Raw genomic sequence first — 20,085 nt, forward strand, 5'->3', positions numbered from 1 at the left:
AGCATCTTGAAAAGAATTTTAATTATTGAAGATGAAGCAATTATAGCAGAGTTAGAAAAGGATTACTTAGAGGTCGCCGGGTATACAGTAGATATTGATTACTCTGGCGAAACAGGTTTACGAAGAGTTCTTCTGGAGGATTATGACTTATTAATTTTAGACATAATGTTACCGGGAATAGATGGATATGAAATTTGTAAACAAGTTCGATTGAAAAAGGACATACCAATACTTATGGTATCCGCAAAACAAGAGGAAATCGATAAAATCAAAGGGTTAGGTTTTGGAGCAGATGATTATATTATAAAACCGTTTAGCCCGAGTGAAATGGTGGCACGTGTAAATGCTCATCTAGCTCGTTATGATCGTTTAACAGGAAAACGAGAACAAATAAAAGATGAAATTCGTATTCGAGGATTGCTTATTGATAAATCGGCCCGACGTGTATTTGTAAATGGAAATGAGGTCATGTTAACAGGAAAAGAATTTGATTTATTAACTTGTATGGCAGAACATCCAAATCAAGTATTTAGTAAAGATCGTCTCTTTGAAACTGTATGGGGCATGGATGTAATTGGTGATGCAGCAACGGTTGCTGTACATGTGAAAAATATTCGTCAAAAAATTGAACTCGATCCATTCGATAAATCATACATCGAAACAATTTGGGGAGTAGGATATCGTTTTACACAGTAAAAAAGGCCAGCAAAAACGCTGGCTTTTTTTGCGTAAGTAGATTAAGAAATTACAAACAAGATCCTCCGCTAACATCAATTAATTGTCCAGTAACCCAACGGCTGTCTGGAGAAGCGAGAAATGCCGCGGTATCGGCAATATCTTCTACTTCACCTAAGCGATTAAAAGCGGAGATGGTAGTAGCGTACTGTTTCATCATTGGATCGCTCAAGAGTTCCGCATTCATATCTGTTTTAATAAATCCAGGAAGTATTGCATTCACTGTTATTCCTCGTGCTCCGAGCTGTTTTGCTAGCGTGAAAGTCATTGTATTAATAGCACCTTTCGTCATACTATAGGCAACGAAATCAGGTAAGGAAATGCGAGTGGCAGCGGATGAAATATTAATAATTCGGCTATTGTCACGTAAACGAGATAGAGCTTGTTGGATGATAAAGAATGGTGCTTTTGCATTAACTGAAACCATTCTATCAAAAAATTGTTCAGTCGTTTCTTCAATAAAAGCACCAGGACCAATTCCAGCGTTGTTTATTAAAATATCAAATTTAGTACTACCAGTTCTTTTTTGTAATTCGCTATCTAAAGAACTATAAAGGGTTTCTACACCATGTAAAGATTCAAGATTTGCACAGATAGAAAAAGCAGATCCGCCATTTGATTGAATTTCATAAACAGTTTCTTCAGCATCTTCTTTTCGATTTCCGTAATGGATAGCAACTAATGCACCGTCGTTTGCTAAACGTTTTGCAATAGCACGTCCAATTCCTCGGCTCGCTCCTGTAACTAATGCCACTTTTCCTTTTAACATAGTTTTTTCATCTCCCCATAAAATTTTATATGTTATTAAGTTATTTTTCTTTATGTAGTAATGCGAACATACTTAAGTAATATATGAGTATGTGTAAGAAATTCATTCCGATTTTGTTTTGAGAAAAAATAAATAGACTTCTCTTAAATTGATTGAATTTTATTTTTTTTTGAAAAAACATGTTGACAATGAAAAGAACAACGTCCTATAATACGTTTAACAAATAAAAGCGAATTAAGAATTTTCTAACTTTATATGTTGCATATGCAAAGAAGAGGAAAGTAGATGGTTATGATCGTTTCAGAGAGCTGCTCCTAGGCTGTGAGAGTAGTAACAATCGAATCATTGAAGATCACCTCGGAGCATCGCTTGCGAAAGGGAAACTGAGTAGAGGGCGACGGCATCGTCTCCGGTAAAAGGACGGGGGTCTAATTGGACCTGCAAAGCTTATATTTCGCGAGAAGTATAAGGAAGCTGAGTGGTACCGCGAAACTCTCGCCTCAGCAATCAAAGCTACTAAATTGTAGTAGTTGATTGCTGAGGCGAGAGTTTTTATTTTAAAAAATCGAATAAGAGAATGCGTAGAAGAGGAGAGTAAGTGATAAAAATTGTTTCAGAGAGCCGCCTAGAAGCTGTGAGGGTGGTAACAATTTCATCATTGAAGATCACCTCGGAGCACTACTTTTGAAACTAGTAAAAAGTAGCGGAGTTGTTTCCGATAGAAAAACAAAAGTCTAATTGGACTTGCAGAGCTTATATCTCGTGAGAAGTGTAAGGAAGCTGAGTGGTACCGCGATTCCCTCGTCTCAGCAATGGATTGCTACAAGTATGTAAGTAATCGATTGTTGAGACGAGTATATTTTTAAGTATTATATACTGAATATTCTGTTAAAAATGCTCATCTCAGCAATCGATATAGAAATAGATTGCAAAAAATAGAGAGAAAAAAAGAGGAGCGATGTGAGATGGGAAACCAGTACATTTATATGAATGGGGAATTTGTAGAAAAGGAAAAGGCAGTTGTTTCAGTATATGATCACGGTTTTTTATACGGAGATGGTGTATTTGAAGGGATTCGTAGTTACGGTGGAAATGTATTTTGTTTAAAAGAACATGTAAAACGATTATATGAATCGGCAAAATCTATTTTACTTACAATCCCGCTGACGGTTGAAGAAATGGAAGAAGCAGTTTTACAAACATTGCAAAAAAATGAGTATGCAGATGCTTACATTCGGTTAATTGTTTCAAGAGGAAAAGGTGACTTAGGCCTCGATCCGAGAAGTTGTGTAAAACCGAGCGTTATTATCATTGCAGAACAATTAAAGTTATTCCCACAGGAATTTTACGATAATGGATTAAGTGTTGTATCTGTTGCATCAAGACGTAACACGCCAGATGCATTAGACCCACGTATTAAGTCAATGAATTACTTAAATAACGTACTTGTAAAAATTGAAGCGGCACAAGCTGGAGTGCTAGAGGCCCTTATGTTAAATCAACAAGGATATGTTTGTGAAGGATCTGGAGATAATGTTTTCGTTGTGAAAGATGGAAAGGTGTTAACACCTCCTTCGTATTTAGGAGCGTTAGAAGGTATTACGAGAAATAGTGTTATTGAGCTATGTGAGCGACTTCATATTCCGTGTGAGGAAAGACCCTTTACTCGCCATGACGTATATGTAGCAGATGAAGTGTTTTTAACAGGAACGGCAGCAGAATTAATTCCAGTTGTAAAAGTTGATTCAAGAGAAATTGGAGATGGGAAACCAGGAAGTGTAACGAAACAATTAACAGAGGAATTTAAAAAGTTAACGAGAGAAAGAGGAGTACGTGTTCCAGGACTGGCGGAAAGCTTAATGTAGGTAGGGAGAGGAGTTAATTGAAATGGAGCAGTATACAACACGTGAGAAATTACAGTGTGAAGAAGTGACAGGTGCCGGACACGTTATTCAATGTTTGAAAAAATTAGGCGTAACGACTGTTTTCGGTTATCCAGGCGGAGCGATTTTGCCAGTATACGATGCGTTATACGGAAGCGGATTGAAGCACGTTTTAACTCGTCATGAACAAGCTGCCATTCATGCGGCAGAAGGATATGCGAGAGCTTCTGGAAAGGTCGGGGTAGTCTTTGCTACCTCTGGCCCAGGGGCGACAAATTTAGTTACGGGTTTAGCAGATGCTTATATGGATTCGATTCCTTTAGTTGTCATTACAGGGCAAGTTGCAAAACCTCTCATCGGAAAAGACGGATTTCAAGAAGCAGATGTTGTCGGGATTACAGTACCTGTTACGAAGCATAATTATCAAGTTCGTGATGTGAATCATTTGTCACGCATTGTACAAGAAGCTTTTTACATCGCCGAAAGCGGGCGGCCAGGACCAGTATTAATTGATATTCCAAAAGATGTTCAAAATGAAAATGTAACAAGTTTTTATAATGAAGTAATTGAGATTCCAGGATACAAAATAGAGCCTATGCCAGACAGTATAAAGCTTAGAGAAGTAGCTAAAGAAATTTCAAAAGCTAAACGCCCACTTCTTTATATTGGAGGAGGTGTCATTCATTCGGGTGGATCTGATGAACTCATCAAATTTGCGAGGGAGCATCGTATTCCTGTCGTTTCCACTTTAATGGGACTGGGTGCATATCCGCCGGGAGATTCGTTGTTTTTAGGAATGCTTGGTATGCATGGAACGTATGCTGCAAATATGGCTGTAACAGAATGTGATCTACTACTTGCTTTAGGTGTTCGCTTCGATGATCGTGTAACAGGAAAATTAGAACTCTTTTCTCCGCATTCGAAAAAGGTACATATTGATATAGATTCTTCAGAGTTTCATAAAAATGTAACTGTGGAATATCCAGTTGTTGGTGATGTGAAAAAAGCGTTACATAAGCTGTTACATATGCCAATTGATACACAAACAAAAGAATGGCTTACGAAAATTGAGAAGTGGAAAGATGAATACCCTCTTTCCTACAACCAAAAAGAAAGGGAGTTAAAACCACAGCATGTGATTAGCCTAGTAAGTGAATTAACGAGTGGTGAAGCGATTGTTACGACAGAAGTAGGGCAGCATCAAATGTGGGCTGCGCATTTTTATAAAGCGAAAAACCCAAGGACTTTTCTAACATCTGGTGGACTTGGAACGATGGGATTTGGTTTCCCGGCGGCAATTGGTGCTCAGCTTGCGAAAGAAGAAGAGCTTGTCATTTGTATTGCAGGTGATGCTTCTTTTCAAATGAACATTCAAGAACTACAAACAATTGCTGAAAATACCATCCCTGTCAAAGTGTTTATTATAAATAACAAATTTTTAGGGATGGTAAGGCAATGGCAAGAAATGTTTTATGAAAATCGTTTGTCAGAATCGAAAATTGGATCACCAGATTTTGTGAAAGTGGCAGAAGCATACGGAGTGAAGGGGTTAAGGGCGACAAATTCAATAGAGGCGAAACAAGTGATATTAGAAGCATTTGCTCATGAAGGTCCTGTCGTAGTTGATTTTTGTGTAGAAGAAGGTGAAAACGTATTTCCGATGGTTCCGCCAAACAAAGGGAATAACGAAATGATTATGAAGAGGTGGGAAGAATGAGTCATACTTTTTCACTAGTTATTCATAACGAGCCAAGCGTCTTATTACGTATAAGTGGAATTTTTGCTCGGCGTGGTTATTATATTTCTTCTTTACATTTAAACGAGAGAGATACTAGTGGTGTTTCTGAAATGAAACTAACAGCAGTTTGTACTGATAATGAAGCGACATTACTTGTTGGTCAGTTGAAAAAATTAATTGATGTACTGCAAGTAAATAAATTATAGGGAGTGTATGGAATATGAAAACGTATTATGAGAAAGATGCAAATTTAGAGTTATTACAAGGGAAAACAATTGCGGTAATTGGTTATGGATCTCAAGGTCATGCGCAGGCGCAAAATTTACATGATTCTGGTGTAGAAGTTGTAGTTGGTGTTCGACCTGGTAAGTCTTTTGAAGTAGCAAAAGTAGATGGATTTGAAGTAATGTCTGTTTCAGAAGCGGTTCGAACCGCGCAAGTTGTACAAATGTTATTGCCAGATGAACAGCAGGCACATGTGTATAAAGCAGAAGTAGAAGAGAATCTCCGTGAAGGGCAAATGTTACTTTTCTCACATGGATTTAATATTCACTTCGGACAAATTAATCCGCCAAGTTACGTAGATGTAGCAATGGTCGCACCAAAAAGTCCAGGTCATCTCGTTCGCCGTGTATTCCAAGAAGGAAATGGTGTTCCAGCATTAGTCGCAGTGCATCAAGATGCAACAGGCACAGCATTAAGTGTAGCACTTGCGTATGCAAAAGGAGTAGGTTGTACACGTGCAGGTGTAATTGAAACGACATTCCAAGAAGAAACAGAGACGGATTTATTCGGTGAGCAAGCTGTGCTTTGCGGCGGTGTAACGGCACTTGTGAAAGCTGGTTTTGAAACATTAACAGAAGGCGGATATCGACCTGAAATTGCATACTTTGAATGTTTACATGAATTAAAGTTAATTGTTAATTTAATGTACGAAGGTGGTTTAACGAACATGCGCCATTCTATTTCAGATACGGCTGAGTTCGGAGATTATGTAACAGGATCGAGAATTGTTACAGATGAAACGAAAAAAGAGATGAAACGAGTGCTTACAGAAATTCAACAAGGTGAATTCGCGAAGAAATGGATTTTAGAAAACCAAGCTGGGCGTCCAACATATAATGCGATGAAAAAAGCAGAGCAAAATCATCAGTTAGAAAAAGTAGGAGCAGAGCTTCGTGAAATGATGAGCTGGATTCATGCACCGAAAGAATTAGTAAAGAAATAGAGTGAGAGTTTGTAAGTGAAAAATATGTAAGAGGGGATTTGACAAGATGAGAAGTGACATGATTAAAAAAGGTTTTGATAAAGCACCGCACCGTAGTTTATTAAAAGCAACTGGTTTGAAAGATGAAGATTTTGATAAACCGTTTATAGCTATCTGTAATTCTTTTATTGAAATTATTCCAGGTCATAAGCATTTAAATGAGTTTGGGAAACTTGTTAAAGAAGCAGTGCGTGCAGCAGGTATGGTTCCATTTGAATTTAATACAATTGGAGTGGATGACGGTATTGCGATGGGGCATATCGGTATGCGTTACTCGCTTCCGAGTCGTGAAATTATTGCAGATTCGGTGGAAACGGTTGTAAATGCACATTGGTTTGATGGCATGATTTGTATTCCAAACTGTGACAAAATAACGCCCGGTATGATGATGGCTGCACTTCGTATTAACATTCCAACTGTATTTGTTTCAGGTGGTCCGATGGCGGCTGGAAAAACATCTAAAGGAGAGGTTGTCGATTTAAGTTCTGTTTTCGAAGGAGTAGGAGCTTATCAATCTGGTAAAATTTCAGAAGAAGAATTAAAGGATATTGAAGATCATGGTTGTCCATCTTGTGGTTCTTGTTCCGGTATGTTTACAGCGAACTCTATGAACTGTTTATGTGAAGTGTTAGGTTTAGCTCTTCCGGGTAACGGGAGTATTTTAGCCATCGATCCAAGACGCGAAGAATTAATTAAACAAGCAGCAGAGAAATTAAAGATTTTAATTGAAAAAGATATTAAGCCAAGAGACATTGTAACGGAAGAAGCAATTGATGATGCGTTCGCGCTTGATATGGCGATGGGCGGTTCAACAAATACAGTGTTGCACACATTGGCGCTCGCGCAAGAGGCTGGATTAGATTACGATATGAACCGTATTGATGCCGTTTCAAGACGTGTACCACATTTATGTAAAGTAAGCCCTGCTTCCAATTGGCATATGGAAGATATTGATCGTGCAGGCGGGATTAGTGCAATTTTGAAAGAGATGAGCCGAAAAGAAGGGGTACTTCATCTAGACCGAATAACGGCTACTGGGCAGACGTTAAGAGAAAATATTGCTCATGCAGAGATTAAAGATAAGGAAGTTATTCATTCTCTCGAAAACCCTCATAGTGAAGAAGGGGGATTACGTATATTAAAAGGAAACCTTGCGAAAGATGGGGCAGTGATCAAAAGCGGAGCGACCGAAGTAAAACGATTTGAAGGACCTTGCGTTATTTTTAATTCACAAGATGAGGCGCTTGCGGGCATTATGCTTGGGAAAGTTAAGAAAGGCGATGTAGTTGTTATTCGTTATGAAGGACCAAGAGGCGGCCCTGGTATGCCGGAAATGTTAGCACCAACGTCAGCGATTGCCGGTATGGGATTAGGTGCAGATGTTGCGCTATTAACAGATGGACGCTTCTCTGGAGCTTCACGTGGTATTTCAGTAGGACATATTTCACCAGAAGCAGCTGCGGGCGGGACGATTGCACTTCTTAAACAAGGGGATATCGTTTGTATCGATGTTGAGGAAAGGTTGTTAGAAGTAAGGGTTAGTGACGAAGAATTAGATAAGCGTAAAAAAGAATGGAAACGACCAGAAGCGAAAGTGAAAACTGGCTGGCTTGGACGTTATGCACAGATGGTAACATCGGCGAATACAGGTGCAGTTCTAAAAATCCCGAATTTTGATTGAGCCAATTTAAAAGAGATAAGGATGATATATAATGGTGCAGAAGGTAGAGGAGAGAGTGAAAATTGAAGATATCTTAATGGCTCATAATTGCATGAAAGATATCGTTATTAAAACACCGTTACAACGTGATACAGTTTTATCTGAGAAATATGATTGTGACGTTTATGTAAAACGAGAAGACTTACAATTGATTCGCTCTTTCAAAATTCGTGGTGCGTACAATTTAATTCAAAGTTTATCGAAAGAACAATTACAAAACGGTGTTGTTTGTGCAAGTGCTGGTAATCATGCGCAAGGAGTTGCTTATACGTGTAATTTGTTGAAGATTCCGTCAAAAATCTTCATGCCAACAACGACACCGAAACAAAAAGTATCACAAGTACAATTTTTCGGTGGTGATTTTGCAGAAATTGTATTAGTTGGTGATACATTTGATAGCTCTTTCCAAGAAGCACAGCGCTATTGTGAAGAAAATAGAATGACTTTCGTTCATCCGTTTGATGATCCGTATGTAGTTGCTGGTCAAGGAACAGTAGCAGTTGAAATTATGCATGATATGGAGAAAACAGTTGATTATATCTTTACAGCAATCGGCGGTGGTGGATTAGCATCAGGTGTTGGTACATATGTAAAAGGTGTTAGTCCTGCTACAAAGGTCATTGGTGTAGAGCCGATGGGAGCTGCATCTATGAAAGAGGCTTTTCTTCAAAATGATAATGTCGCATTAGAGAAAATAGATAGTTTTGTTGATGGGGCAGCTGTTAAAAAAGTAGGAAAGTTAACATTTGAAACGTGTAAAGATGTAATTGATGACATTGTTTTAGTACCAGAGGGAAAGGTTTGTACGACGATTTTAGAACTGTATAAGAAAAATGCAATTGTAGCTGAACCGGCTGGTGCACTATCTATTGCAGCGCTTGATTTATATAGAGATGAAATAAAGGGTAAAACAGTGGTATGTACGCTAAGTGGTGGAAATAACGATATTGATAGAATGCAAGAAATGAAAGAACGTTCTCTCATTTACGAAGGATTAAAGCATTATTTCATCATTGAATTCCCGCAGCGTTCAGGTGCGCTAAGAGAATTTCTTGATAAAGGATTAGGACCAGAAGATGATATTACGCGCTTTGAATACATTAAGAAACATAATAAAGAAAATGGTCCAGCGTTAGTCGGCGTAGAGTTGAAACATAAAGAAGATTATGAGCAATTAATTACTCGTTTTAAAGAAAATAATATTCAATTTATGGAGCTTAATAAAAACCCTGTTTTGTTTGATTTACTTATTTAATAGAAGGAAAGGGGGGCATACGGTTTTACTAGAAATAAAAAAGATAGATGCAAACAGTGGAAATGCTGCTTGTATCTATCTTTTTATAATTAAACAATATACTTTCCATATTCAAGAAGGATAAAGCTAGTTAACCAAAAGAGTATCGCAATGCGAATAATTACATACATAGTAAATTCAAAGGTAGTAAGTTTTCGTTCGCGTTTTATTTTTTTTAGAAGTCTAACAGAGAAAAATGAACATAAAAGTAGAACGGCTATAGATATTTTATAAATGTTTTCTAACAAACTTACATTTTCTAATAAATCTTTCAGCATGTTCATCACCTATTCTGTAAAGTATATTACAGAGAAATAGATCTTGCGTTGTTTAGTTTCGTTTGTTTTTTATGTTCCCTGTATCATCAATTTCTACATCAGTTGAAATTGTTTGTAAATATTGTAGAGCTTTTCTCTTTTCCTCCTCATTCACAGGGGAAACTTGGTTGTTACGAATGATGTAAGGATTGAATGACATTTGGACATCCTTTCCTTTAAAAGTTAAAGTTAATACGCCAGTTTCGGCGCTTTTCCCACTCACATAACTTGGGAATAAAAAGTTACCTAATGAATAAGCGATAGGAACTTTATTATAATACTCAAATCCTTGTAACCAATGCGGATGACTGCCGACAATCGCGTCAGCTCCTGCTTCAACCATTTTAGGTACATATTGTTTTTGGTATTCTACCGGACGATTTGATTTTTCAACGCCCCAATGCATATAGACAATTAAATAGTCTGCATCTTGCTTTTGCTCTTTAATTGTTTTTGTTACGAGATTTAAATCATATCCGTTCGCAACACCTGGTTTATTGTCACCAGCTACCCAATTCGTATCAGGCATAAATCGAACGAAGGAAAGAAATTTAAACTTTTTTCCTTTTACAGTCATTTCTCGTGCTGTATATGCATCTTTTGCATTTTTTCCAGCTCCAATGTAAGGGAACTTTAATTTTTCTACGTGAGAAATCGTGTCTAATAATCCATCTTGCCCATAATCAAGTGTATGGTTATTCCCAATATTTACGATGTCATATCCAGTGTTTTTTATGGCTTGAAGCGTGGATGGATCGCTTTTAATCCAAAACAGTTGTCCAGGAGCTTTCTTTTCTCTCGTTGTAAATGCTGACTCTAAATTAACGAACGAAATATCAGCTTTTGTTATTTCTTCTTTTACATGTTGGAATGGATAATCAGCCCCGTTTTTTTCGATTACAGGACGTAATTGCCAATCGAACATAGTATCACCAGAGAAGGTGAGTGTAATTTCCGGGTCTTCTATTTTCTTTTCACTTGTTGAAACGGTTTTACTAGATTTGTTTTGCGAATCGGATTTGTCTTTCGCTTTTGAAGTAAAAGAGTAGTTAATTAATAAAACAATTGGTGTAATGCAAAAGGCTATTAACAGAAATCGTTTTAGTAAAGTTTTCATAAATACCGTCCCTTTTGAATTTATACCGCAATTTGTGGGCAATAAAACTCACGTTAATTAAAGTTTTACATTATGTATAACTACAAAAAATTGCGGTTTATGTTGTGAAAAACATTTGTTAATATTCTCAATATTAAGTTAACATATAGATAACCTGTAAATCAATGAATAAACCAAAATATAGAAATAAAGAATTCGAAGGGTGAAGAATGAGAAATGGTTATATTAGGTGCAGTTGTAAATGGGATTTGTATTATATTTGGTACTTTACTAGGTAAATTATTTAGTAGGATTCCAGAAAGTATGAAGGGAACAATTATGCATGCAATCGGTTTAGCGGTTACTGTGCTTGGACTTCAAATGGCATTGAAAAGTGAAAACTTTCTTGTTGTCATACTAAGTTTAGTAATTGGTACCGTCATCGGGGAATGGCTACAATTAGAGGGAAAGTTAAAACAGTTAGGAGATTGGCTAGAAAATAAAGTTGGATCGAAAGGGAAAGGGAGCATATCAGAAGGTTTTGTAACAGCTACTTTAATTTTTGCAATTGGTGCGATGGGCATACTTGGTGCACTAGACAGTGGCATTCGCGGCAATCATGATATTTTATTTACAAAGGCGATTATCGATGGATTTATTTCTATTATATTAACGACAACTTTAGGAATTGGCGTAGTATTTTCGGCGATTCCAGTTATTTTATACGAAGGAGGTATTGCGGTTTTTGCAACACAAATTAATAGTTTGGTCCCGAAAGAATTAATGAATCAATTTATAGTGGAAATGACAGCTACAGGTGGTATTATGATAGCCGCTATTGGATTGAACTTACTTGGTATTATTAAAATTAAAGTGGCAAATTTACTGCCAGGTATATTGGTAGTTGGAGTAATTGTTTCACTTATTTACGGTTACGGTTTAATAGTAAAGTAGTAGGGGATGAAGGTACATATGGAGGAATTTCAATTTACAAAACGTGTTCATAACATATTGCAGATTGCAGTAGAAGAGGCGGAAAATAATATTATTCAACCAGTTCACTTGTTTGTTGGCACGTGTAAAGAAGGCACTGGAGTTTGCAGCGAGTTGTATATGTATTTGTTTCGTAACTTGGGTATGGATTTTTTAGAAAAACTTCCGATACGAAAACAATACGATTTACCAGATCAAGAGTATAAAAAAATAGGACAATATAAGGTATCTTATAAGGTGCTAGAAATTTTACAAATAGCGAAGAAACGTATGGAGCGTTTTCAACAAGTAATAATGAATGAAGGACATGTTATATATGCACTATTTCGCGCGGATACTTTTATCGAAAATCTACAAATACAAAAAGATATATTACGTATTCTAGCTGAGCCAAGAGATTTAGCGGTTGATCTAAAATGTTTTGTTCCTACTTATAATGATTTAACTTGTACTGTCAGAAAGGCTAACCTTTCTGATTTTGAAAAATTAGCAAGTTTTGTTAATGAGGAATTTGGTGAACGTTGGTTACGTTCAATAGAATATGGATTTCGTACATATAAAGAAAATTTACCTATTTATATAGCGGAAAAAGAAGAAATGATAGTAGGTTTTGCTTGTTATGATGTAGTGAGAGGGAAGAAAGGGTTGTTTGGTCCAATGGGCACAGCGAAGCAAAATCGTGTGAAAGGTGTAGGGAAGGAATTGTTACATCGTTGTTTACATAGTATGAAGCAAGATGGATATGAATACGCAATTATTGGACAAGCAGGTCCGGTTGAGTTTTATGAAAGAAATTGTGATGCTCGTTTAATACCGATAGAGAATAAGTAACCAACTCCATATAGGGGAGTTGGTTTTTTTATGAAAAAGATGTAGAGATGTAGTGATTTTCACTAGAAAATAGCGGGTTTTGTAATAAATCTTACATATAAAGCAAATTACTAAACTTTTTACAAGAAAGGGTGTAGAATGGGTATCTAAAGAAAGAAGGTGTGAAAATGGCCAGCTGGAAACGAAATTTAATGATTTGTTGGCTAGGTTGTTTTACCACTGCAGCCGGTATGAGTTTAGTAATTCCTTTTTTATCTTTTTATATTGAGGAATTAGGAGTAACTGGCACTTCAAGTATTGCACAGTGGTCGGGACTTGCATTTGGTATAACATTTTTAATGGGTGCGATCGTATCACCAATATGGGGAAAACTTGGTGATATACATGGACGGAAATTGATGCTGATTCGTGCGAGCCTTGGTATGGCGATTATTATGACGCTTATGGGATTTGTAACGGATGTGTATCAACTAGTCGCACTAAGATTTTTAATGGGAGCAGTATCTGGTTTCCTTTCAACAGCGATGACATTCATTGCGGCAGAAACTCCGAAAGAGCATTCAGGTTGGGCAATTTCTACAATTTCAACTGGTGGCGTGAGCGGTTCTTTACTTGGTCCATTACTTGGTGGCTATTTGTCTGAGTTAATTGGAATGCGCCATGTTTTTCTTGTTACAGGAGCTTTTTTATTCCTTTCTTTCCTCATCGTTTTTTTCTTCCTACATGAAGAGAATCACTCCGCTCAAGCAAAAAAAGTACAACCGAAAAAAGTATGGACGATGGTTCCAGCGAAGCATTTAATTATTAGTTTATTTGTAACGACATTTATTATTCAACTTGCTAATATGTCTGTTCAGCCAATTGTTACATTGTACGTGAAAAATTTAGTAGGTCCTCATACTGCACATATTGAAACAATTGCGGGTGCAGTGATGTCAGCGACAGGATTAGCAGTTATTTTGGCAGCACCAAGACTCGGACGATTATCAGATCAAATCGGTCCTCAAAAAACGTTAGTTGTGGCGTTGTTTGCTGCTGGAATTATTTTTATTCCGCAAGCATTTGTAACCTCAGCTTGGCAACTATTAATTCTTCGATTTTTATTAGGTATCGCACAAGCAGGACTATTACCTTCTGTACAAACTCTACTAAAACAACATACACCAACCCATGTAACGGGACGAATATTTGGATATAATCAATCGTTTCAGTTTTTAGGAAATATGATTGGACCAGTACTTGGTGGACAAATTGCAGCACATGCGGGCTTCCAATATGTTTTCCTCTCTACTTCATCATTATTATTTATTGCGTGCATTTGGGTTTATTTTCACAATAAGAACGAAGAAGTATCAGAGAAACGACATTTGGAAGTTAGTTAACTAAGTGAATGAAAAAGAAAAAGGATGAAGCAACGATTGCTTCATCCTTTTTCTTTAAAATTGAAGACAAAGATAGCTTAATGTACCAAGCTCGTAACTGCGGTGAATGACTTCACCGCTATTTTCACCACTTCCCATAGCGATAAATAAAGGAACAAAATGCTCTGCTCTTGGTACTGCTAATTGTGCATGAGGGGCATTGTTCTCCCAATTAAATAATGCATCTTTATCAGTAGTCTGCATATGTTTAATAATCCAATCATCAAATTCAATTGCCCATTGTTCGGGTGTCGTTTGATTCCATTTCAAAGCTCGTAAGTTATGAACAGTAACACCGCTACCGATTATTAAAATATCTTCTTGTCCAAGTCCTTTAAGTGCTTCTCCAATCTTAAATTGCTCTTTTGCAGGAAGGAATGGATTGACTGATATTTGGACGACAGGAATGTTTGCTTCTGGATACATACGGTGCAATAGTGTCCATGAGCCATGATCTAAACCTCTCGTCATATTATGATGGACTAAAATACCTTTGTTTTTAAATTTTGTTTCTAACATAGATGCAATGTTAGAAGAGCCTTTTGCACGATATTTGATTTCGTATAACTCAGGAGGAAAACCTCCAAAATCATAAATTGTTTCATATTCGTTATCTGATGAAGAAATCGTTAATGTTTCACTTTCCCAGTGAGCAGTGAAAATAACAATCGCTTTCGGTTTATATGTTTCTCCAAGTGTTTTTAAAAACCTTGTATAGTCTGTATCTTGAATAGCAAGCATCGGTGATCCGTGTGCTAAAAATAATGATGGCATCATAATAGAAACCTCCCAAAAATATAATGATTACTTTATGTAAGTAACTATATGATTTTATTTTCTATTCGTCAATATATTAGTTTAAGAGCTAGTTGGAAAAGTGAGTCATTTGTCATAATGAAGGCAATTGCATATAATACATAATAAGAATAATGAATGGATATTCATTTTTTGATATACATAATAGAGTTGGGGGCTGACGAAATGAACGTACAGGAAAGTTTCGTTACGGCATTGGATGGATCGGAAATTTATTTACGTAAGTGGCTACCAGAAAGAGATCCGCGAGGGATTATTCAAATTGCACATGGTATGACAGAACATGCAGGTGTTTATACAGACTTTATTGCTGCGTTATTAGAAGCAGGCTATGGTGTTTATGCGCATGATCATAAAGGTCATGGGAAAACAGTGAAAAGAGAAGAAGATTATGGTCATTTTGAACCAAATGTAGGTTGGAATGAGGCTGTATCTGATGTTATTTTTGTATCAGAAACGATAAGAAAAGAGCAGACATGCCCGTTGTTTTTACTTGGACATAGTATGGGTTCTTTTTTATCTAGGCGTGCTGTACAACTGAAAGGTGAATTATATGATGGATTCCTTATTTCAGGGACGGGTGGAAATCCAGGGCTATTAGGAAATATCGGTCATAAAGTAGCGACAATTGAGATGAAATTACGCGGGGCAAAAACGAAAAGTCCGATGCTAAACTTTTTATCTTTCGGAAACTTCAATTCACACTTTAAACCAAATCGTACAAAATTTGATTGGTTATCTTCAGATAATAATCAAGTTGATAAATATATTGCGGATCCGTTATGTGGATTCATTTGTACGACGAGTTTTTATCGAGAATTATTTTCTGGTGTATTAGAAGTAAATAAACTAGAAGAGTTTAAGAAAACACCGAAAAACCTTCCGATACATATTTTTTCAGGAGATCGTGATCCTGTTGGGGATATGGGGAAAGGTGTAAAAGAAGTATATGAAAATTATAAAAAATGCGGCGTGACAGATGTAACGCTGCGTTTATATGAAAATGGAAGACATGAAATGTTCCATGAAGTAAATAGAGATGAAGTATTTCAAGATTTGATTTCTTGGTTAGATGGACATATCGTATGAGAAGAAACCTCACTTTTTGAAGTGAGGTTTCTTTGAGGAAATGGAGGAATAGTTATGAGTGAATTTGTTAATAAAGAATATGTAGAAGTAGATTTTCAAGATGTTTGGATTAAAGAAGAGGAATTGAAGAATTGTACTTTCATAAAATGCCGTTTTAGAGGGATAGATGCATCAGAAGTTTCTACTGAAAATTGTAATTTTATAGAATGTGATTTTACTGGTGCTCTTTTTAATGCTTCTATCCATCAAAGAACTACATTTGCGAATTGTAAGTTTATTGGTGCGAATTTATTCGTAGCGAAGTTTGAAGAATGTAAAATGACTGGCTCTGATTTTGAAGAAGCGAATTTAGACGGAATAACTATCATATCGGGCGATTGGTCCTATACGAATTTAAGGTTCGCGAACTTAAGTAAACAAATGTTAAAAGGTATACGTTTAATTGAAGCTGATTTATATGAATGTAATTTAGAAAAAGCAGATTTACGTGAAGCGGATTTAACCGGTGCACAATTAGGTAAGGCGAAACTTAGCGGTGCAAATTTAAAAGGAGCGGTAGTTGATAGAATAGATTTTACAAGTTTTGATTTAAAAAATGTGAAATTAGATATAGCGCAGGCAGTTGCAGTAGCAAGATGTTATGGGGCTAAGGTGAACTGAATTGTTTGAAAAACCGTTCAAATTGTTGAACGGTTTTTCAAATCATAATAGTAGTATAATAGTAAATGAGGTGTTAATACTATGGAAGATAAAACATTAGATATACTACTAGATGTAATTGGGGAATTATTTTCAGATGAAATATCAATTGCCGTTTCGAATACGGAAGAATATATTTATTATCGGCCAAGTAAACGAATTGATTTAAAGATTAGTGCTGGGGATTCTATTAAGGAAGGGACGATTGCTCATAAAGCAATGGTAACGAAGCAAAAAGCCTCTGAGTTTATTAACCGAGATATTTTCGGTATTCCTTATCATGGAATGGCGGTACCATTTTCAAATAATGGCAAGATTGAAGGTTGCGTGATGGCAATTTATCCAGCTTTAACGGATGGTAAGTCAGTCGTTACTTTAAAAACAACAGACGGATGGGTTCCGGTTCCTTTTTCAAAGGTGATGTATTTAGAGGCTAAAGATAAAAAGACATATGTGAATTCAGAAGAGTTAACAGGAACACATAAGTACTCGCTACAAGAATTTGAATACTTGCTTCCGAAAGATTCGTTTATTAGATGCCACCGTTCCTTTATTGTAAATGTTAATCATATTAAAGCGATTTACCCAGATACGCATTCTACTTTTGTACTTTCTATGGATAACGGACAGAGGGTACCAGTGAGTCAATCATATGCTAGTTATTTTCGTAAGCTTCTAGGATTCTAAATTTTTCTGCTTTAGAACCTAGATTCGCTGTTTTATCTGAATTTTCGGCATTGTATGCAAAAATCCCTATTTTTACAGTGTTAATGTGTAAAATAATTATGAATATTTATTGGGAGAGGGATTACATATGGAGAATAATTTAGATAGAATTAGGGATCAACGATTAAGAGATCGAGTAGTTACACCTGAAGAAGCAGCTTCATGGATTGAAAGTGGAATGACTTTAGGGTTAAGTGGATTTACACGTGCTGGGGATGTAAAAGCAGTCCCGTTTGCACTTGTAAATCGAGTTAAAAATGATAAATCTTTTAAAGTAAATGTTTATACAGGAGCTTCCTTAGGTTCGGATGTAGATAAATTATTTGCTGAGGCAGGAATTTTAGGGAAAAGATTGCCTTTCCAAGCCGATGCGACTATGCGAAAAGGAATTAATAACGGAGACTTTTTATTTGTGGATCAGCACTTATCTCATACAGCAGAGCTACTTCGTGCTGACGTTATGGGTATAGATGTCGCTATTTTGGAAGCGGTTGCGATTACTGAAGATGGAATGATTATTCCAACCACTTCAATTGGAAATTCCTTAGCATTTTCCTTAAATGCTAAGTCCATTATTATTGAAATGAATATGGCTCAATCTACGCAACTAGAGGGGCTACATGATTTATATGAACCAGGTAAACAAGGGGAAAGACTTCCGATTCAGCTCGTAAAAACGGATGATAGAATTGGAACAATTGGTATCCCAATTGATGCTGAAAAAGTGAAGGGGATTGTGTTTACGAATCAACTGGATTCACCATCGACAATTGTTCCTCCAGATGAAGAAACTGTCATTATGGCACAACATTTAATAGAATTCCTTCGAGAAGAAGTTAAAGTAGGCCGATTAACAAAGAGTTTAGCACCGTTACAATCGGGAATTGGTTCAGTGGCTAATGCAGTATTGCATGGCATGCTAGATTCTGAGTTTGAAGATTTAGAAGTGTATTCTGAAGTTTTACAAGATGCGGTCTTTGATCTTATGGATGCTGGGAAAGTTAATTTTGCTTCCTGCTGCTCGATCACGCTTTCGGAAGAGAAAATGCAACAAGTATTTTCTAACTTTGAAAAATATCGTGACAAATTAATGATGCGCCCGCAAGAGATTTCTAATCATCCTGAAATCATTCGTCGCCTTGGATTAATCTCGATTAATACTGCTTTAGAATTAGATATATACGGAAATGTTAACTCTACTCACGTTTTAGGTACAAAGATGATGAATGGTATTGGTGGTTCTGGTGATTTTGCGAGAAATGCACGTCTAGCTATATTTGTTACTAAATCGATTGCAAAAGGTGGTAACATTTCAAGTATCGTTCCTTTCGTTTCGCATGTAGACCATACGGAACACGATGTAGATGTTATCGTCACTGAACAAGGATATGCGGACTTAAGAGGACTAGCGCCAAGAGAAAGAGTGGAGCTAATTATTGAGAATTGCGCACATCCAATGTATCGTGACCAGCTAAAAGCTTATTTCGAAGAAGCACAAGCAAGAGGTGGACAAACTCCTCATGTTTTAGAAAAAGCTTTTTCTTGGCATACGAATTATGCTAAAAATGGAACAATGCTTGAAGATGTAGTAGAAACTGTATAGAAGTGTAAAAATGATTCTTAAAATAATATGCCATAAAGGTTAAAAGAAAAAGAACGCCAATTTTCAGGAATGGCGTTCTATTTCTTTTTTGAAATTTTTACCTATTATGAAGAATTATAAAAGTAACCTCTTATTTACGGAAATAAGAGGTTTTTTAAATTAATTTTCGAATCATTTTAATAGTTTATATATCAAAGGTGAGGAGAAAGAATCATGAAGATAAGAAAAGCATTATTAAGTGAAGCAAATGAATTAAGTGAACTCGCACTACATTCAAAAGCAACGTGGAACTATAGTGAAGCATTCATACTTGCTTGTAAGGAAGATTTAACAATTACAGAAGAGTACATAAATAATAATTTTGTATATGTTTTAGAAAACGATAATACGAAGATTGGATTTTTCTCATTTTTACGTAATGATAAAGCTCTTGATGTCCTGTACATTCATCCTCGTTACAAAGGGAAAGGGTACGGGAAAATACTTTGGGGGTATGTAATACAACAAGCAAATGAATTAGGAATAAAAAGTTTTACGATTGATAGTGATCCGAATGCAAAAGGGTTTTACTTGAAGATGGGAGCGAAGTTAATAGGAGAGACACCATCAACGGTTTTTAAAGATCGTTTACTGCCTCTTTTGAAATATGATGTGTAAAACTATTAATAGTAGGAGAAGATTAGAATGGATGATGTAAAGATAAAAAGGATATATGAAGCACTAATAAAATCATGGTCGATTGAAACAAGTTCAAAGTGGACTATTGAGAATCCGGCAAAGGGACAGTGTGGTGTAACTGCTTTAGTCGTTCAAGATATATACGGAGGAAAAATCAAAAAGACAAAAGTAGGGGAGGTGTGGCATTTTTATAACTGTATAGCTGGACAGAGGTTTGATTTTACAGAGACTCAGTTCAATGAAAGGTTGAATTATTTGGATGTGGAATCAAATCGAGAAGAAGCATTTGCAGATACAAATGAAAAACAATATAGCATTTTGAAGGAAAAGATAATGAAAGAATTGAAATTATCTTTTGACTCTTAATCTTTAATAAGTTACTATAATGGTGGTAACTTATTAAAGGGAAC

General features: G+C 36.3%; 20 protein-coding genes and 2 other annotated features. Of the genes, 16 read left to right on the forward strand and 4 right to left on the reverse strand.

Going from position 1 to position 20,085, the window contains the following annotated elements:
- Positions 1-6: 6 nt before the first annotated feature.
- On the forward strand, positions 7-696 hold the full coding sequence (locus FS742_RS01710; protein WP_144610942.1) for a response regulator transcription factor: 690 nt from the start codon (positions 7-9) through the stop codon (positions 694-696).
- Positions 697-745: 49 nt separating this feature from the next.
- Here the strand turns inward: FS742_RS01710 and FS742_RS01715 are convergent, their stop codons facing one another.
- Positions 746-1,504 (reverse strand): SDR family oxidoreductase, encoded by a 759-nt coding sequence (locus FS742_RS01715; protein ID WP_144610943.1) that lies wholly within the window; start codon positions 1,502-1,504, stop codon positions 746-748.
- A 260-nt stretch (positions 1,505-1,764) separates the two neighbouring features.
- Positions 1,765-2,010 (forward strand) — a binding site (T-box leader).
- Positions 2,011-2,077: 67 nt separating this feature from the next.
- Positions 2,078-2,316: a binding site (T-box leader), on the forward strand.
- A gap of 153 nt (positions 2,317-2,469) precedes the next feature.
- Between FS742_RS01715 and ilvE the strand changes: the two genes are divergently transcribed.
- From ilvE to ilvA, 6 genes are read left to right on the forward strand one after another with little or no spacing between them, the layout of a single operon-like run.
- Complete coding sequence (ilvE, locus tag FS742_RS01720) at positions 2,470-3,369, forward strand: branched-chain-amino-acid transaminase (protein WP_000528138.1); 900 nt, start codon at positions 2,470-2,472, stop codon at positions 3,367-3,369.
- Positions 3,370-3,391: 22 nt separating this feature from the next.
- Complete coding sequence (ilvB, locus tag FS742_RS01725; RefSeq protein ID WP_144610944.1) at positions 3,392-5,104, forward strand: acetolactate synthase large subunit; 1,713 nt, start codon at positions 3,392-3,394, stop codon at positions 5,102-5,104.
- On the forward strand, positions 5,101-5,331 hold the full coding sequence (locus FS742_RS01730; RefSeq protein WP_144610945.1) for an ACT domain-containing protein: 231 nt from the start codon (positions 5,101-5,103) through the stop codon (positions 5,329-5,331). Before ilvB ends, FS742_RS01730 begins: the two co-directional genes overlap by 4 nt.
- 14 nt (positions 5,332-5,345) lie before the next feature.
- Positions 5,346-6,353, forward strand: a complete 1,008-nt coding sequence (gene ilvC / locus FS742_RS01735) for a ketol-acid reductoisomerase (RefSeq protein WP_144610946.1) — start codon at positions 5,346-5,348, stop codon at positions 6,351-6,353.
- Between the two features lie 46 nt (positions 6,354-6,399).
- Complete coding sequence (ilvD, locus tag FS742_RS01740; RefSeq protein ID WP_144610947.1) at positions 6,400-8,073, forward strand: dihydroxy-acid dehydratase; 1,674 nt, start codon at positions 6,400-6,402, stop codon at positions 8,071-8,073.
- A gap of 31 nt (positions 8,074-8,104) precedes the next feature.
- Positions 8,105-9,367, forward strand: coding sequence for a threonine ammonia-lyase IlvA (ilvA, locus tag FS742_RS01745; RefSeq protein ID WP_144610948.1), 1,263 nt, complete (start codon positions 8,105-8,107; stop codon positions 9,365-9,367).
- Positions 9,368-9,456: 89 nt separating this feature from the next.
- Here ilvA and FS742_RS01750 read toward each other — a convergent pair whose 3' ends face one another.
- Entirely contained in the window at positions 9,457-9,684 is a 228-nt protein-coding gene (locus tag FS742_RS01750) for a hypothetical protein (RefSeq protein ID WP_000910223.1), read from the reverse strand.
- Between the two features lie 52 nt (positions 9,685-9,736).
- On the reverse strand, positions 9,737-10,840 hold the full coding sequence (locus tag FS742_RS01755) for a CapA family protein (RefSeq protein ID WP_144610949.1): 1,104 nt from the start codon (positions 10,838-10,840) through the stop codon (positions 9,737-9,739).
- Positions 10,841-11,056: 216 nt separating this feature from the next.
- Here FS742_RS01755 and FS742_RS01760 point away from each other — a divergent pair, with 216 nt between their 5' ends.
- The 3 genes from FS742_RS01760 (at position 11,057) to FS742_RS01770 (ending at position 14,025) form a co-directional block, all read left to right on the forward strand.
- Positions 11,057-11,773 carry a DUF554 domain-containing protein gene (locus FS742_RS01760; RefSeq protein WP_144610950.1) on the forward strand — a complete coding sequence of 239 codons (717 nt, stop codon included), beginning with the start codon at positions 11,057-11,059 and terminating at the stop codon, positions 11,771-11,773.
- Positions 11,774-11,791: 18 nt separating this feature from the next.
- The gene (locus tag FS742_RS01765; RefSeq protein WP_144610951.1) at positions 11,792-12,643 is read left to right on the forward strand and encodes a GNAT family N-acetyltransferase; all 852 of its coding nucleotides are present in this window, start codon (positions 11,792-11,794) and stop codon (positions 12,641-12,643) included.
- Positions 12,644-12,810: 167 nt separating this feature from the next.
- Positions 12,811-14,025, forward strand: a complete 1,215-nt coding sequence (locus tag FS742_RS01770) for a multidrug efflux MFS transporter (protein WP_144610952.1) — start codon at positions 12,811-12,813, stop codon at positions 14,023-14,025.
- A 54-nt stretch (positions 14,026-14,079) separates the two neighbouring features.
- Here FS742_RS01770 and FS742_RS01775 read toward each other — a convergent pair whose 3' ends face one another.
- Positions 14,080-14,841: a DODA-type extradiol aromatic ring-opening family dioxygenase gene (locus tag FS742_RS01775; protein ID WP_144610953.1), complete on the reverse strand. Its 762-nt coding sequence runs from the start codon at positions 14,839-14,841 to the stop codon at positions 14,080-14,082.
- A 204-nt stretch (positions 14,842-15,045) separates the two neighbouring features.
- On the opposite strand from FS742_RS01775, the gene FS742_RS01780 reads away from it, so the two are divergent.
- The 6 genes from FS742_RS01780 (at position 15,046) to FS742_RS01805 (ending at position 20,041) form a co-directional block, all read left to right on the forward strand.
- Positions 15,046-15,969: an alpha/beta hydrolase gene (locus FS742_RS01780; RefSeq protein WP_001102602.1), complete on the forward strand. Its 924-nt coding sequence runs from the start codon at positions 15,046-15,048 to the stop codon at positions 15,967-15,969.
- A gap of 54 nt (positions 15,970-16,023) precedes the next feature.
- Positions 16,024-16,629, forward strand: coding sequence for a pentapeptide repeat-containing protein (locus tag FS742_RS01785; protein ID WP_144610954.1), 606 nt, complete (start codon positions 16,024-16,026; stop codon positions 16,627-16,629).
- Positions 16,630-16,710: 81 nt separating this feature from the next.
- Positions 16,711-17,355: a LytTR family DNA-binding domain-containing protein gene (locus FS742_RS01790; protein ID WP_144610955.1), complete on the forward strand. Its 645-nt coding sequence runs from the start codon at positions 16,711-16,713 to the stop codon at positions 17,353-17,355.
- Positions 17,356-17,482: 127 nt separating this feature from the next.
- Positions 17,483-18,997 carry an acetyl-CoA hydrolase/transferase family protein gene (locus FS742_RS01795; RefSeq protein ID WP_144610956.1) on the forward strand — a complete coding sequence of 505 codons (1,515 nt, stop codon included), beginning with the start codon at positions 17,483-17,485 and terminating at the stop codon, positions 18,995-18,997.
- 213 nt (positions 18,998-19,210) lie between these two features.
- Complete coding sequence (locus FS742_RS01800; protein ID WP_144610957.1) at positions 19,211-19,654, forward strand: GNAT family N-acetyltransferase; 444 nt, start codon at positions 19,211-19,213, stop codon at positions 19,652-19,654.
- 27 nt (positions 19,655-19,681) lie between these two features.
- Positions 19,682-20,041 carry a YunG family protein gene (locus FS742_RS01805; protein ID WP_144610958.1) on the forward strand — a complete coding sequence of 120 codons (360 nt, stop codon included), beginning with the start codon at positions 19,682-19,684 and terminating at the stop codon, positions 20,039-20,041.
- The last annotated feature ends 44 nt before the right edge of the window (positions 20,042-20,085 follow it).

Origin of the sequence: Bacillus cereus (genome assembly GCF_007678085.1) — a bacterium.
GTDB classification, from domain to species: Bacteria; Bacillota; Bacilli; order Bacillales; family Bacillaceae_G; genus Bacillus_A; species Bacillus_A cereus_BE.

Coding starts and splice junctions, on each gene's coding strand:
- FS742_RS01790 (WP_144610955.1), top strand. CDS start 16,711: ATGGAAGATAAAACATTAGATATACTACTAGATGTAATTGGGGAATTA.
- FS742_RS01800 (WP_144610957.1), top strand. CDS start 19,211: ATGAAGATAAGAAAAGCATTATTAAGTGAAGCAAATGAATTAAGTGAA.
- FS742_RS01795 (WP_144610956.1), top strand. CDS start 17,483: ATGGAGAATAATTTAGATAGAATTAGGGATCAACGATTAAGAGATCGA.
- FS742_RS01775 (WP_144610953.1), bottom strand. CDS start 14,841: ATGATGCCATCATTATTTTTAGCACACGGATCACCGATGCTTGCTATT.
- FS742_RS01730 (WP_144610945.1), top strand. CDS start 5,101: ATGAGTCATACTTTTTCACTAGTTATTCATAACGAGCCAAGCGTCTTA.
- ilvB (WP_144610944.1), top strand. CDS start 3,392: ATGGAGCAGTATACAACACGTGAGAAATTACAGTGTGAAGAAGTGACA.
- FS742_RS01780 (WP_001102602.1), top strand. CDS start 15,046: ATGAACGTACAGGAAAGTTTCGTTACGGCATTGGATGGATCGGAAATT.
- FS742_RS01770 (WP_144610952.1), top strand. CDS start 12,811: ATGGCCAGCTGGAAACGAAATTTAATGATTTGTTGGCTAGGTTGTTTT.
- FS742_RS01765 (WP_144610951.1), top strand. CDS start 11,792: ATGGAGGAATTTCAATTTACAAAACGTGTTCATAACATATTGCAGATT.
- ilvE (WP_000528138.1), top strand. CDS start 2,470: ATGGGAAACCAGTACATTTATATGAATGGGGAATTTGTAGAAAAGGAA.
- FS742_RS01760 (WP_144610950.1), top strand. CDS start 11,057: ATGGTTATATTAGGTGCAGTTGTAAATGGGATTTGTATTATATTTGGT.
- FS742_RS01785 (WP_144610954.1), top strand. CDS start 16,024: ATGAGTGAATTTGTTAATAAAGAATATGTAGAAGTAGATTTTCAAGAT.
- FS742_RS01755 (WP_144610949.1), bottom strand. CDS start 10,840: ATGAAAACTTTACTAAAACGATTTCTGTTAATAGCCTTTTGCATTACA.
- ilvC (WP_144610946.1), top strand. CDS start 5,346: ATGAAAACGTATTATGAGAAAGATGCAAATTTAGAGTTATTACAAGGG.
- ilvD (WP_144610947.1), top strand. CDS start 6,400: ATGAGAAGTGACATGATTAAAAAAGGTTTTGATAAAGCACCGCACCGT.
- FS742_RS01750 (WP_000910223.1), bottom strand. CDS start 9,684: ATGCTGAAAGATTTATTAGAAAATGTAAGTTTGTTAGAAAACATTTAT.
- ilvA (WP_144610948.1), top strand. CDS start 8,105: ATGGTGCAGAAGGTAGAGGAGAGAGTGAAAATTGAAGATATCTTAATG.
- FS742_RS01805 (WP_144610958.1), top strand. CDS start 19,682: ATGGATGATGTAAAGATAAAAAGGATATATGAAGCACTAATAAAATCA.
- FS742_RS01715 (WP_144610943.1), bottom strand. CDS start 1,504: ATGTTAAAAGGAAAAGTGGCATTAGTTACAGGAGCGAGCCGAGGAATT.